General features: G+C 59.7%; 10 protein-coding genes. 9 read left to right on the top strand and 1 reads right to left on the bottom strand.

Going from position 1 to position 12,992, the window contains the following annotated elements:
- The first annotated feature begins 106 nt into the window (after positions 1–106).
- The 4 genes from ACQZ5F_RS19840 (at position 107) to ACQZ5F_RS19855 (ending at position 5,013) form a co-directional block, all read left to right on the top strand.
- A complete protein-coding gene (locus tag ACQZ5F_RS19840; protein WP_225244557.1) occupies positions 107–946 on the top strand; it encodes an inositol monophosphatase family protein in 840 nt (279 codons plus the stop codon).
- Positions 947–1,001: 55 nt separating this feature from the next.
- Positions 1,002–1,610, top strand: a complete 609-nt coding sequence (locus tag ACQZ5F_RS19845) for a dual specificity protein phosphatase family protein (RefSeq protein ID WP_225244558.1) — start codon at positions 1,002–1,004, stop codon at positions 1,608–1,610.
- On the top strand, positions 1,604–3,289 hold the full coding sequence (locus tag ACQZ5F_RS19850) for a metallophosphoesterase family protein (protein ID WP_225244559.1): 1,686 nt from the start codon (positions 1,604–1,606) through the stop codon (positions 3,287–3,289). Before ACQZ5F_RS19845 ends, ACQZ5F_RS19850 begins: the two co-directional genes overlap by 7 nt.
- Before the next feature lie 80 nt (positions 3,290–3,369).
- Complete coding sequence (locus ACQZ5F_RS19855) at positions 3,370–5,013, top strand: Na/Pi cotransporter family protein (protein ID WP_046801014.1); 1,644 nt, start codon at positions 3,370–3,372, stop codon at positions 5,011–5,013.
- Here the strand turns inward: ACQZ5F_RS19855 and ACQZ5F_RS19860 are convergent.
- Entirely contained in the window at positions 5,010–5,996 is a 987-nt protein-coding gene (locus ACQZ5F_RS19860; RefSeq protein WP_225244560.1) for a LacI family DNA-binding transcriptional regulator, read from the bottom strand. The two genes, ACQZ5F_RS19855 and ACQZ5F_RS19860, sit on opposite strands and share 4 nt — an antisense overlap.
- 517 nt (positions 5,997–6,513) lie before the next feature.
- Here ACQZ5F_RS19860 and ACQZ5F_RS19865 point away from each other — a divergent pair.
- From ACQZ5F_RS19865 to ACQZ5F_RS19885, 5 genes are read left to right on the top strand one after another with little or no spacing between them, the layout of a single operon-like run.
- The gene (locus ACQZ5F_RS19865; protein ID WP_046801012.1) at positions 6,514–8,367 is read left to right on the top strand and encodes an ABC transporter permease; all 1,854 of its coding nucleotides are present in this window, start codon (positions 6,514–6,516) and stop codon (positions 8,365–8,367) included.
- The gene (locus tag ACQZ5F_RS19870) at positions 8,367–9,500 is read left to right on the top strand and encodes an ABC transporter ATP-binding protein (RefSeq protein ID WP_046801011.1); all 1,134 of its coding nucleotides are present in this window, start codon (positions 8,367–8,369) and stop codon (positions 9,498–9,500) included. Before ACQZ5F_RS19865 ends, ACQZ5F_RS19870 begins: the two co-directional genes overlap by 1 nt.
- Positions 9,501–9,534: 34 nt before the next feature.
- Positions 9,535–10,659 carry an ABC transporter substrate-binding protein gene (locus ACQZ5F_RS19875; RefSeq protein WP_448730780.1) on the top strand — a complete coding sequence of 375 codons (1,125 nt, stop codon included), beginning with the start codon at positions 9,535–9,537 and terminating at the stop codon, positions 10,657–10,659.
- Between the two features lie 25 nt (positions 10,660–10,684).
- Entirely contained in the window at positions 10,685–11,824 is a 1,140-nt protein-coding gene (locus ACQZ5F_RS19880; RefSeq protein ID WP_448730781.1) for an ABC transporter substrate-binding protein, read from the top strand.
- 50 nt (positions 11,825–11,874) lie between these two features.
- Positions 11,875–12,990, top strand: a complete 1,116-nt coding sequence (locus ACQZ5F_RS19885; protein WP_448730782.1) for an ABC transporter substrate-binding protein — start codon at positions 11,875–11,877, stop codon at positions 12,988–12,990.
- Positions 12,991–12,992: the final 2 nt, after the last annotated feature.

Below are 12,992 nucleotides of genomic sequence, written 5' to 3' on the forward strand. Positions count from 1 at the left end.
CGATGTCCGATCCGACACAATCAATTCCTCCAAAATCGGGCTTGAAAACATTGAACACGTGTGCAATATGAACACGCGTTCACTCTAAGGGAAATGGTTGTTGCGCATGGACTCGATGCCTTATCCGGATACATTGACGGCTCGCGCCGAACTCTGCCGCAGCGTTATTCTTTCCGCCGGGGAACTGGTGCTGAAAGGCTTTCAGGGCGAAGCGACGCGCAGCTTTTCGATGAAGGGGCCGCAGGATTTCCTGACGGTGACGGATGCTGCCTCCGAAGCGCATATTCGCGGCGCGATCGCGGCGTGTTTTCCTGACGACAGCTTTTTCGGGGAAGAAGGCGGCGGGGAGATTGGCGAGCGCGTCTGGGTCGTGGATCCCATCGACGGGACTGCGAATTTCGCACGCGGCATTCCGCATTTCTGCATCTCGATCGCTTATGTCGAAAACGGACAGACCGAGCTCGGCGCGATCTATAACCCCGCCCTTGATGAGCTTTATTTTGCCCGCCGCGGCGAGGGGGCGACGCGTAACGGCTTGCCGATCCGGGTGTCGGAGACGGAACGTTTCGATGCGGCGTCGATCGAAATGGGCTGGTCGACCCGCGTGGCGAATGACATCTATCTCGATGTCGTCAAGAACCTGCTCGATATGGGCACCAATGTCCGCCGCGCCGGCTCCGGGGCCATGGCGCTTGCCTATGTGGCTGATGGCCGTTCCGATGCCTATCTCGAATTGCATATGAATTCATGGGATTGTCTTGCGGGACTGCTACTCGTCAGCGAAGCTGGCGGCGATGTCTGCCCCTTCCTGGAAGTCGGTAGTCTTGAGGATGGCGGGCCGGTGCTGGCGGCAGCCGGCGGTGTTGCCAAAGGTGTCAGTGAGGCATCGAGCATACCTTTGGCCGGGCGGCAGCCGTCGGGTGGGCAGCAGGCCGCATTGGCCTGATTTTAGGCGAAGCTTGGTCCTTGAAAGGGCGGCTTGGTGCATGTGGAGGAATGACATGGATGGACCCGTTTATGCCCGGCCTGCAATCAGCCTGATCGCGGAAGGGCTTGGCCCGCATAATGCTGCGCTTTATATCGGCGGCAGCGATGGTGCGAGCGATCTCGGGCTCCTGCGCCGCCACGGCATTACCACCGTTGTCAATTGCGCCGTCAACCTCGATGTCAATCTCGTGCAGGCAATGGCGGAAGAGGGCGACAAACGCGCTGTGGGTTATGGTGACATCCGCTATTACAAGCTTGGCCTGATCGACGGGGAGGGCAGCCCCGACACGATGATGCTGGGGGCCTATTACATTCTTGACGGTGCGCTTCGCCAGACCATGCCGAAACGCGAGACCTATCCGTTTCCAGATGGCGGCAATGTGCTGGTCAACTGCCGCAGTGGCCGCAGCCGCTCCGTCTCGCTGGTGGCGCTTTTCCTCCATAAGCAGCAGCCGCATCTTTACCCCACCCTTGACGACGCGGTTTCCGTGATCCGCACCAGGCGGGAATTGCGGCCCGACGAATGGTTCGAGACGCCGAAACCCATGCTTTATGCCGCCGCCCGCCGTGCTTCCGACTGGATCGACATGGTTGAAGGCAGAAAGACCCCCCAATCATGCTGACACGTGCGCTTCCCTCCGTTGCCGTCATTGCAGACGCGCATTTTCATGACACGGCCGCCGATTTCGGATTTCCGGGCATCGAGATCGATGGTGAGAGCATCACCATGCGCAGCTGGTCGGACACACGCGAATCCACCCGGGTTTTCAACGAGAGTGCCGATGCGCTGCATGCCGCACTCGAAGCGGTTCGGCAACGCGGCATCCGCCATGTGGTGCTGCTTGGCGATTATACCGATGACGGCCAGCGGGCGACCACCGAAACGCTGAAGGGCATTCTCGAGCGTCATCGTGACGCCCATGGCACCGCTTTTTATGCATTGCCCGGAAACCACGATATTTTCGGCCCGCGCGGCCGGCACCATACCAAGGAGTTCCTGACGGAAAATGGCCGATGCGTTTCTGTTTCGAGCGATGCACGGCGCGCTGGAGAGCGGGTTGTTATTAGCGACCGGATGTATTGCGAGGGCTATCCAGTGGGCCTCGGGCCCATGTCGGCTTTCGGATATTTCCGCCAGCCGGACTATATTCACTGGGAAACGCCGTTCGGCCTCTCCGACTTGGCGGAGGACCGCCTTTACGAGGTGCGCTCGCCCGATGGGCACAATGTCTACCAGCTGATGGACGCCTCCTATCTCGTCGAGCCGGAGCCGGGTCTCTGGCTACTGATGATCGACGCCAATATTTTCGAACCGCTCGACGGTGCGTTCGAAAAAGGTGAGGAAGCGGCCTTCACCGATAGCACCTCCGGTGGCTGGAACGCGCTTTTGCGCTGCAAGCCCTTCATCATCGACTGGATTGCCGATGTGCGGCATAGGGCAGAGGCGCTCGGCAAGACATTACTTGGCTTTTCCCACTATCCGGCGCTCGATCCTTTTGATGGTGCAAGCGGTGCCGAAGGCGCACTGTTTGGCGAAACCAATGTCGTGCGCCGCACGCCGCGCAAGGCGGTGGAGGATGCGTTGCGTGACGCCGGGCTTGCCATCCATTTCAGCGGGCACCTGCATGTGGAAGGTGTGACAAGGCGCGGGGACGGGGAGAATTCCCTCACCAATATCGCCGTGCCGTCGCTGGTTGCCTTTCCGCCCGCGTTCAAGGTTGTCCATCCGTCGCGCCAGGAAATCACTGTGGAGACGGTGGAGATGGATGCTCTGCCGATCAACAGCCGCATTTGCCGAGGCTATGCGCAGGAAACGGCTCTGGCTGGCGAGGATGAGGACCAGGCGTTTGCGGCGGGCAACTACGGTGATTTTCTGCTTGGCCACAAACGGGCGCTGGTCAGGCACCGTTATTTCATCAAGGAATGGCCGGCGGAGGTTGTGGCGGCCATTGCGAATAAAACCGTGCAGGACGTTATTGGCTTGATCGGAAAAAAAGGCGGCTCCCCATCTGATGGCCTCGTGCTGGCTTCTGAACTGCCAATGTTCGAGCTGATTGCCGATTGGTATTGCCTTCGTCAGGGCGCGGGTCTTGCCCTGCCGCATATCCAGCCGGAGCGGCTTTCCCTCTATCGGGTGCTGGCGGAACGCTTCGGCCGTGAGGCGGATCGTCACGACGGTTCCGTTCAAAGCTTTATCGAAATCTTCTTCGGTGCGCTCGGCCTGTTTATAGAGCGTGCTGAAGGCAGTTCGCGTGATCTCACGCTTCAGCTCGCTCCACAATATGAGCGCGTAGCGGTTTGATCTGAAGGTTTTGCAACGGGCCGCTGCATCGCAGCCCTGAGTGCAGAGCGGGCGGCAGGAACGACACGCGAGGTGATCCGATGGAATCGGTCGTTGTCAGCATCAATCTGTTCGGCGCGGTGGCATTGCTGCTTTTCGGCCTTGCGCAGATTAAGGACGGCATGTCACGCGCATTTGGCGCCAGGCTTCGCACCGGTCTTGCCGCCGGCACGCGGGGCGGATTTCGCTCCTTCTTTGCCGGTCTCGTGGCGACGATCGCCTTGCAGAGTTCGACCGCGACCGCGCTGATGGTCGCTTCCTTCGTTGAAAAAGACCTTATCGCGCCGGCCATGGCGCAGGTTGTGCTGCTGGGGGCTAATGTTGGCACCGCGATGACAGCGTGGATTGTCGCGCTCGGGCTTGGCTGGCTGTCGCCAATGCTCATCCTTGCCGGCGTCATCCTGCTCCGCGGAAAATCGGCGCAGCGGCAGGGAGCGGGTGCGGCCCTTGCCGGTGTCGGCCTGATGCTGCTTTCCCTGCATCTTCTTTCCGCGGCGACCGATCCGATCAGACAATCTCCGGCGCTTGGTCTCTTCATTTCATTGCTTGGCAATGCCTGGCCGGTGGCGCTGATTTTCTCCGCCGTCCTGGCGGTGCTGGCTTCTTCCAGTCTTGCGATTGTCGTTCTCATCCTGTCGCTCGCGGCAAGTGGCGGCATCGAAACGAGCTTGATCATCGTGCTGGTTCTCGGCGCCAATCTCGGCGGTGCGGTTCCGCCGGTGCTGGCAACGCTGAAAGCGCCGATTGCGGCGCGGCGGGTGACTGTCGGCAACCTCATCGTCAGGGCCATCGGCTGTCTTCTGGCCCTGCCTCTTGCCGGTTACGGTGCGGCGCTTCTGGATATGTCACCCTTTTCGCACGCCAATCTCGCTGTTGATGCGCATCTTTTCTTCAATCTGGCTGTTGCCGCCATCGCATGGCCGCTCTCGCCGCTGCTTTTGCGGGTAACGAAGGCAATGCTGCCGGAAAAAGAGGGGAGCGAAAGCAGCCGCAGCTATCTCGACAGTCACGATCTCGACCAGCCGGTCGCAGCACTTGCCGGTGCGAGCCGCGAGGTGCTGCTGGTCGGCGATCTGATCGAGCGCATGCTACGGCAGGCAAGCGAAGCGATGCGCGATAGCGACGTGACGAAACTCAACGATATCAGCATGCTGGAAGGCCGGGTCGACCGTATCCAGCATGACATCAAGGTCTATGTCTCCAAGGTCGGTCAGGATGGGCTTTGCCGCAAAGACCAGCGCCGCGCGATGGATATCGTCGAATATGCAATCAATCTCGAACATATCGGCGATATCATCGAGAAAGGCATCCGTCCGGAAATCGCCAAGAAGATCGATCTTGGCCTGCAGTTTTCCGCTGACGGCAAGAGTGAGCTGGAGCGTCTTTTCGCCGTCACACTCGACAATATCCGCATGGCGCAATCGGTTTTCGCGACCCGCAATGCCGATCTTGCCCGGCGGCTGGTGGAAGTGAAGGAAGATGTGCGGCGCCTCGAAAAACAGTCTTCGGAACGCCACCTGCAACGCCTGCGCGATGGCCGGGCCGACAGCATCCAGACCAGCTCCGTGCATCTGGATATGTTGCGCGATCTCAAACGCATCAACGCCCATATCGCCGCCGTCGCCCATCCGATCCTTGATGAAAGCGGCCTCCTGATCGAAAGCCGCATCAAGCAGGCGGGTTAGCGCGCGGTGATGCGCTCGACCATGGAAACGGGCACGACCTGAAGCCGGGTTTCCGGCAGGTCGCTGTCGAGCGCGGTCAGGACTTTCTCTGTCAACGCGTCGAAGGATTGGGCAACGGTGGTCAGTTGATAGCTTTTCCAGCCAGCCTGTGGAATATCATCGAAACCGACGATCGAGAGATCTTCCGGCACCCGGCGACCCATTTCCAGACGCGCGGCGTCCATAAAACCCAGCGCCAGCAGATCGGTCACGCAGAAAGCGCCATCGATCGCCTTGTCGGCCAGCAATTCGCAGCCGGCCCGATAACCGCTGTCATAACTTGTCGGCCCGCCGGACCAGGCAACGACCTCGATGCCTTCTATGGTCATGCGCTGGGTGAAGGCGCCGGCGCGGCGCAGCTGCGCCGGGGTCTGGCTGCCGCTGGAAATGACCGCGACCTTCCGGCATTTGGCCGCCACGAGCCGCATGGCGGCAAGGTCGGCACCGTGGGAATCGTCGCTCAGCACCATATTGGTATCGGTGCGGTCGAGACGCTGGTTGATGAGGATGAGGCGCACGCCATTGGCAATACATTCGTCGACGATTGAAGCCGGCGGTTCACCGGAGAGAACGACGATTGCCTGGGCGCGGAACTCGAAAAGAAGCTCGATCAGCGGTGCGATGTCCTTGCGCGCATCCGCCGCATTCAAGAGCAGGCATTGCAGGCCGCGACGCAGAAGGCCGATGCTGAGCAGATCGAGCTGCTTTGAAATAAAGGGCGAACTCAGGTTGGCGCCGACGACACCGATGAGGTTGGAGCGATCATTATTAAGGCCCTGCGCCAGACGATTGACGCGATAGCCAAGTTCCTGCGCGGCTTTCAGCACTTTGCGCCGCACCACCTTCGAAACGCTGCCGCCGGGAGTGAAGGTGCGCGAGACGGCGGAGCGCGAGACCCCGGCCTTTTTTGCCACCTCTTCGGCTGTCACGAACCCTCTCGCCATTCAACTTCCCCGGTTGCGAAATCCTAAGCCTGATATCACAGGCGATGTGGCGTCGGCTATTCCTATCGAAATTTTTCGACTGCCTGCCGCTGCGCTGGAGCAGGATGACCTGGCATATCCCGGTGAAACGTCTCATTCGTTCCATTGTCGTCGCGCCGGGAAAAACATTCCGCTGAATAGCGTGCTCAAAAAATTACAGTTTTGTGACAAAAAGACGTTTTAAAACAAATAAATAAGATAGTGATCACGTGTGCATTTTTTCGTTGACAAAACGTCTTTTAAGACGGATCATGCATTCCAAGGTGAAGTGAGTTATGGAATTTTTATTCTACTTCCGCTTTGCCGGCGATGTTTTCGGGAGGAGCTGGGATCATCGTTGTGGGCGGGTTGGAAGCCCGCTTCTGAAGCATTGATGCATTGTTGAAGGTCACGCACGCGCCGTCTGTTTCTCAGGCTGCGCGAAGGCAGGTGCTTGCCGGCGTGTCGGAGCAATGGTGTGGCCATACGGGGAGAGATAATGGCTCTTTTAAGCGAATCAACGAAGGCGGAGGCATTGGGGCGTCCCCCTGCGACCGCGCCTTCGGCATGGCAGGCCTGGCGATATCGCCTCAAGGTCGCGCTCCGGGAGCCGACGACGCTGATCGGCGTCCTGACGGCCCTGCTTTTTACCTATCTGATCGTCGTTCCGATCATTTCGATCATTCTCGACGCTGTCCGCGTCCAGTTTGGCCATGAAAGGCGCCTTGGCAAGGATGTTGGCGACCTCACGCTTTATTATCTCGACAGGGCGTTTTTCTCGCCTGTCGCGACTGACCTCTTCTGGCGGCCGCTCTTTAACACGCTGACAGTGGCTTTCGGGGCGATTTCGCTTTCGCTGGTCATCGGCACCGTGCTTGCCTGGCTTATCAGCCGCACGGATATGTTCGGTCGGCGCTGGTTCGCCACCGCGCTGATTGTGCCTTATATGCTGCCGGCCTGGACCTTTGCGCTGGCCTGGACGACACTGTTCAAGAACCGAACCGTTGGCGGCCAGCCCGGCTGGTTTGAGGCAATCGGCCTGACGCCGCCGGACTGGGTTGCCTATGGGCGTTTCCCGATCACCATCATCCTTGCGCTGCATTATACGCCTTTTGTCATCCTGCTGTTTGGCTCGGCGCTTCGCCGTTTCGATTCGCAGCTTGAAGATTCCGCGCGTATTCTCGGTGCACACCGTTATCAGGTGGCCTTGCAGGTCATCATGCCGCTGATGCGCCCGGCGCTGTTGTCTTCCATGGTGCTGATCTTTGCGAAGTGCCTCGGTGAATTCGGCGTACCCTATGTTCTCGGGCTGCCCGTGAAGTTCGAAGTCCTGTCCACCTCGCTGTTTCGCAGCATCGCCTCGCGCCAGACCGGTGTTGCCGGTGTCGTTGCGGCCTCGATCATGCTCATCGGTATCATCACGCTGATGATCGATGCGCGCCTCGTTCGCGAAGCGCGCCGGTTCGTGACCATCGGTTCGAAGGGCTCGATGAACCGGCAAAACCGCCTCGGCAAGATGCGGCTTCCGGCAACCGGCTTTGCGGCCGCCATCTTCATCCTCAGCGTCGGCCTGCCGCTTCTGACGCTGGCGCTCTCGACCATCATGAAAATGCCGGCCAAATTCACGCTCGACAACTTCACGCTCGATTACTGGATTGGAACCAACCTCAATACCGTGGCCTTGCAGACCGGCGTTCTTTTGAGCCCCGATCTATGGGCGGCGGCGAAAAACACGATGATGATCGTCGGGCTTGCCTCGCTGACATCAGGCGTTCTCGGTCTCCTGGTCGGTTATGTTGTCATCCGCACGCCGGTGCGCGCCCTGTCGGTCTATCTGCGACAGGTAACGTTCCTGCCCTATCTCGTGCCTGGCATCGCTTTTGCCGCCGCTTATCTGTCGCTCTTTGCCGTTCCGCGCGGGCCGATGCCGGCGCTCTATGGCACGGTGACGATCCTTATCCTGGCGCTGATTGCCGACCAGATGCCCTATGCCTCACGCGCCGGCATCTCGGCCATGACGCAGCTTGGAAAGGACCCGGAAGAGGCGGCGCAGATTGCCGGCGCTGGCTGGTTCCGCCGCATGATCTCCATTGTGATCCCGATCCAGAAGGGATCGCTGGTGACCGGGGTTCTCCTGCCCTTTATTTCGGGCATCAAGGGCTTGAGCCTCTTCGTCATCCTCGCCGTGCCGAGCACGGACGTGCTGACCACCTATTCGCTGCGGCTGGTCGATTACCACTACACGCAGGCCGCCAACGCCGTGGTGCTGATCATCGCCGGCATCGCCTATTTCGGCACGCTGCTGGCCCAGAAACTGACCCGCACAAATCTTGCAGAAGGACTTGGAAGCTGATGCCTACCATCAACCTGCGCGGTGCGCAGAAAAACTACGGTGTAAATTCCGCAAATGCGGTTTCCGATCTCGATCTCGAAATCCGCGACGGCGAATTCATGTGCCTGCTCGGCCCTTCCGGCTGCGGCAAGACCACGACGCTGCGGATGATCGCCGGCCTTGAAAACCTCTCCGGCGGGGAAATCCGCGTCGGCGACCGGGTGATCGATTCCGTTACCGATGGCATCTTCGTGCCGCCGGAAAAGCGTGAAATGGGCCTCGTCTTCCAGAGCTACGCGCTGTGGCCGCACCTGACGATCGAGCGCAACACGGATTTCGGTCTGCGCCTGCGCAAGCTGCCGAAGGCCGAGCGCGAAGCCCGTGTCGAACGCGTCATGCAGGCGCTCGACATCGCCAAATATCGCGATCGTTATCCGTCGCAGCTCTCCGGTGGGCAGCAGCAGCGCGTGGCGCTTGCCCGTATGCTTGCTGTCAATCCCGGCGTTCTGCTTCTGGACGAGCCGCTCTCCAATCTGGATGCGCGGCTGCGGCTGGAAATGCGCGCCGAACTGAAGCGGCTGCACAAGGAATTCAAGACCACCATCGTCTTCGTGACGCATGACCAGTGGGAAGCCATGACGCTTGCCACCACCATTGCCGTCATGAACGAGGGCACGCTGCAGCAGATGGGCACGCCGAACGACATTTACGACCGCCCGGCCAACCGCTTCGTTGCCGAATTCGTTGGCAGCCCGCCGATCAATATCCTGACCTTCGGCCAGCCCGGCGTTTCTGATGTTGCCGACAAGGGGGAAGCCTATTTTGCGGCGCGTTATCCGCAACTGCGCGGCATTGCCTCGGTTGGCATGCGACCGGAGGCGATGGGTTACGTGATGAAGCCGGAAGATGTGCCGCAGGGCAGCTTCTCCGGTGAAATGACGGTGACGGGCGTGCTGCCGACCGGCGGCAGCTGGATTCTTGAGCTGAGAAGCGAAAACCACACGCTGTTCCTCACCACCCATTCCCTGCCGCGTATCGACAGCGGCGACCGCGTGTTTTTCCACGTACCGCCGGAGGCCCTGCACGCTTTCGATGCAAAGGGGCAGCGGGTCACCGAGGCGGACGCCGTTCTACGCAACAGCACCTACAACTGAAAACGCCGGCAAAAACGGCTGAAGGAGAAACAGTATGAAGCGGACAATGACGGGTTTGAGCCGGCTGTTATGTGCAACGGCAATTGTCGCAACGTTTGGCGGCGCAGCGAATGCCGAAGAGCCGTTCGACCTCAATGCCCTGATCGAGGCGGCAAAAAAGGAAAAACCGATCACCGTTTATGACAGCACCGGCAAGATCGTCGAAATGGCGAAGAACTTCGCCGCGAAATATGGCGTGGGCGCCGAGGGTGCGAAGGTCAAGGCCTCGGCCCAGCTGGAAATGATCATCCGCGAGGCGCGCGCCAACAATATTCAGGGCGACGTCTCGATCATCAGCGATGCGCCGGCGGCGATGGCTCAGCTTATTCCTATGGGTTTTGTCGAAAGCTGGCTGCCGCCGGATATGGCCGGCAATATTCCGCCGGAATATCAGGATCCGCTTACCGTCGTCACCAGCGCCAATGTCTGGGCCTATAATAGCGAGCTTTTCGACAAATGCCCCGTTTCCAATATCTGGGAACTGACCGACCCGAAGTGGAAGGGCAAGGTGGCGATGCAGGATCCGCTCGGCAAGGCATCCTATGTCGACTGGTTCAACCAGATGGCCAAGCACGGCGATGGCGAGGTGATGGCGGCCTACAAGGCGCTCTACGGCAAGGATCTCGAAACCGCAGAGACGAGCGCGACCGCAGCCTGGGTAAAGGCGCTTGCCGCCAACGCCCCGCTTCTGACCGATGCCGATGCCGCGGCCGCTGAAGCCGTGGGTTCGCCCGGCCAGAAGGACGCGTTCATGGGCCTTATCAGCTCGGCCAAGTTCCGTGACAACGCCGAAAAGGGCATGAAACTCGGCCTCTGCAAGGAACTGAAGCCGTGGGCCGGCTGGCTTTATCCGGGCGTCGGCCTGATTACCAAGGGCACGGACAGCCCGAACGCGGCGAAGCTCTTCATTCACTACATCATGACCGCTGAAGGCATCGCGCCGCAGGCAATCGACGGCAAGATGTCGACGAACAAGGAGGTGAGCCTGCCTGCCGACGAGCCTTCGGGTATCGGCGCGGTTCTCGATGATATTCTGCCTTACAGCATGGCCACCAGCCTAGACGACTGGGATGCGCGCGAAACCTGGCAGGACTTCTGGCGTGTGAACTACAAAAAATAACGGGGGGACCGACGCAGTGACTACAATGAAGCAGAACCGATATGGTGGGCAGCGCGGGCGGCGAATCGCCGCCTCCGCGCTCTCCCTCATCTTCTCGCTGGCAGTTGGCGCTGCCGCGCATGCGCAGGACGCTTTTAATCTCGATGCGCTGATCGATGCCGCGAAGAAGGAAAAGCCGATCACCGTTTATGCGGTGACCGGCAAGATCGTCGATACGGCGCAGGCCTTCACCGCCAAATACGGCGTGCAGGCCAGCGGCAAGAAGGTGAACGAGGCGACGCAGGTTGAGCTGATGATCCGCGAGCATCGGGCCGGCAATGTTGTCGGCGATGTCAGCGTCGCAACGGATGTCGCCTCCGCCATGGGTGAGCTTCTGCCGGAAGGCATCGCCACCAGTTGGTCGCCGCCGGATATGGAAGGCGATATTCCGCAAAAGCTGCGCGATCCGCTCGTGGTCGTCTCGGACCCGCATGTGTGGACCTACAATACCGAGAAATACGGCACATGCCCGGTCACCAACATCTGGCAGCTGACGGAGCCGAAGTGGAAGGGCAAGCTTGCCATGCTCGATCTCTTCGACAAGCCGCTTTATGCCGACTGGTTCAACCAGATCGAAACCCACCACGATGCCGATGTCGCCAGGGCCTATGAGGACCTCTACGGCAAGAAGCTGGAAACGGGCGAAAAAAGCGCAACCGCGGCCTGGGTAAAAGCCTTTGCCGAAAATGCGCCTTTGCTGACGGATTCGAGTTCGGTTGCGGATGCGGCCGGTGCGCCGGGGCAGGCTGATCCGTTTTTTGTCATCACCTCGGTGGCGAAATATCGTGACAATGAGGCCAAGGGGCTGAAGCTCGGGCTTTGCAGCGGCGTAAAGCCCTTTTCCGGATTTCTCTATCCGGGTTTCGGCCTGATTGCCGGGCAGACGAAAAGCCCGAATGCGGCAAAGCTCTTCCTGCATTACCTGATGACGCAAGAGGGCATCGCACCCCAGACCGCCGACGGCAAACTCTCCGGCAATACGAAAATCGCCCTGCCGGTTGATGAGCCCTCGAAGGTCGCCGATCATCTCGATGAGTTGATGGCGTTCGATGCCGCAACTGCGGCCGACGACCTCGACAAGCGCGAAGGCTGGCAGGATTTCTGGCGTGTGAACTACAAAAAATAAACGGAAGGCGGGTGCCAAGCCCGCCTGTCTTTTCCTTGGGAGGGGAAACGATGAAAAGAACGAATTTGAGAACGGCGTCAGTCATTGCTGCGGCAATGATCGGACTGTCTGCCATGACTGCTGCGGCCGAAGAGGCATTCGATCTGGATACGATCCTGGCGGCGGCGAAGCAGGAAAGGCCGATCAATATCTATGACAGCACCGGCAAGATCGTCGAAATGGCCGAGAAGTTCAGCGCCAAATACGGGCTGAAGGCAACGGGTGTAAAGGTTTCCGCCAATAGCCAGCTGGAGATGATCATCCGCGAAAGCCAGTCCGGCAATGTGCAGGGCGATGTGGTGCTGATCACCGATGCGCCATCGGCTCTCGCGCAGCTTCTGCCGGCGGGTTTTGTCGAGAATTACCTGCCAGGCGACATGGCGGCGAAAATCCCGGCGCAGTTTCAGAACCCGCTGGCAATTTCCACCAACGCCAATGTCTGGGCCTATAATACCGAAGCCCATGACAAATGCCCGGTGGGCAATATCTGGGAACTGACCGAGCCGCAATGGAAAGGCAAGGTCGCCATGGTCGATCCCTTGAGCAAGAGCACCTATACGGACTGGTTCAACCAGCTCGAAGCCCATGGAAATCAGAAGGTCGCGGCAGCCTACAAGGCCCATTTCGGCAAGGAGATAGAGGAAAAGGGCGCGTCGGCCGCATGGATCAAGGCAATGGCTGCAAACGGCCCGCTTGCCACCGAAGGTGATGATCCGGTGGCGGAAGCTGTCGGTGCGCCCGGCCAGAAACAGCCTTTCTTCGGCCTGCTCAGTTCGGCCAAGTTCCGCGACAATGCCGACAAGGGTTACAAGCTCGGCCTCTGCACGGGCCTCGATCCATGGGTCGGCTGGACCTACATCAAGCTTGGGTTGATTGCCTCCAGGACCAAGAGCCCGAATATGGCGAAGCTCTTCATCCATTACGTCCTGACGGAAGAGGGCATCGCCCCGCAGATGAAGGACGGCAAGCTGCCGACCAATATCGACATCAAGATGCCGGCTGACGAACCCTCGGGGCTTATGAAGGTCGCCGACAGGCTGATGGGATATGATTCCGCCACCGGCCTTGATGACTTCGACCGGCGGGAGGAATGGCAGGACGTCTGGCGCGTCAACTACAGGAAATAATC

The sequence above is a fragment of the Agrobacterium sp. 22-210-1 genome (genome assembly GCF_053522525.1).

What these genes read in the sequence shown, in the direction of transcription:
- ACQZ5F_RS19880 (WP_448730781.1), top strand. Translation starts at nt 10,685, where the DNA reads ATGAAGCAGAACCGATATGGTGGGCAGCGCGGGCGGCGAATCGCCGCC.
- ACQZ5F_RS19885 (WP_448730782.1), top strand. Translation starts at nt 11,875, where the DNA reads ATGAAAAGAACGAATTTGAGAACGGCGTCAGTCATTGCTGCGGCAATG.
- ACQZ5F_RS19850 (WP_225244559.1), top strand. Translation starts at nt 1,604, where the DNA reads ATGCTGACACGTGCGCTTCCCTCCGTTGCCGTCATTGCAGACGCGCAT.
- ACQZ5F_RS19845 (WP_225244558.1), top strand. Translation starts at nt 1,002, where the DNA reads ATGGATGGACCCGTTTATGCCCGGCCTGCAATCAGCCTGATCGCGGAA.
- ACQZ5F_RS19860 (WP_225244560.1), bottom strand. Translation starts at nt 5,996, where the DNA reads ATGGCGAGAGGGTTCGTGACAGCCGAAGAGGTGGCAAAAAAGGCCGGG.
- ACQZ5F_RS19855 (WP_046801014.1), top strand. Translation starts at nt 3,370, where the DNA reads ATGGAATCGGTCGTTGTCAGCATCAATCTGTTCGGCGCGGTGGCATTG.
- ACQZ5F_RS19865 (WP_046801012.1), top strand. Translation starts at nt 6,514, where the DNA reads ATGGCTCTTTTAAGCGAATCAACGAAGGCGGAGGCATTGGGGCGTCCC.
- ACQZ5F_RS19840 (WP_225244557.1), top strand. Translation starts at nt 107, where the DNA reads ATGGACTCGATGCCTTATCCGGATACATTGACGGCTCGCGCCGAACTC.
- ACQZ5F_RS19875 (WP_448730780.1), top strand. Translation starts at nt 9,535, where the DNA reads ATGAAGCGGACAATGACGGGTTTGAGCCGGCTGTTATGTGCAACGGCA.
- ACQZ5F_RS19870 (WP_046801011.1), top strand. Translation starts at nt 8,367, where the DNA reads ATGCCTACCATCAACCTGCGCGGTGCGCAGAAAAACTACGGTGTAAAT.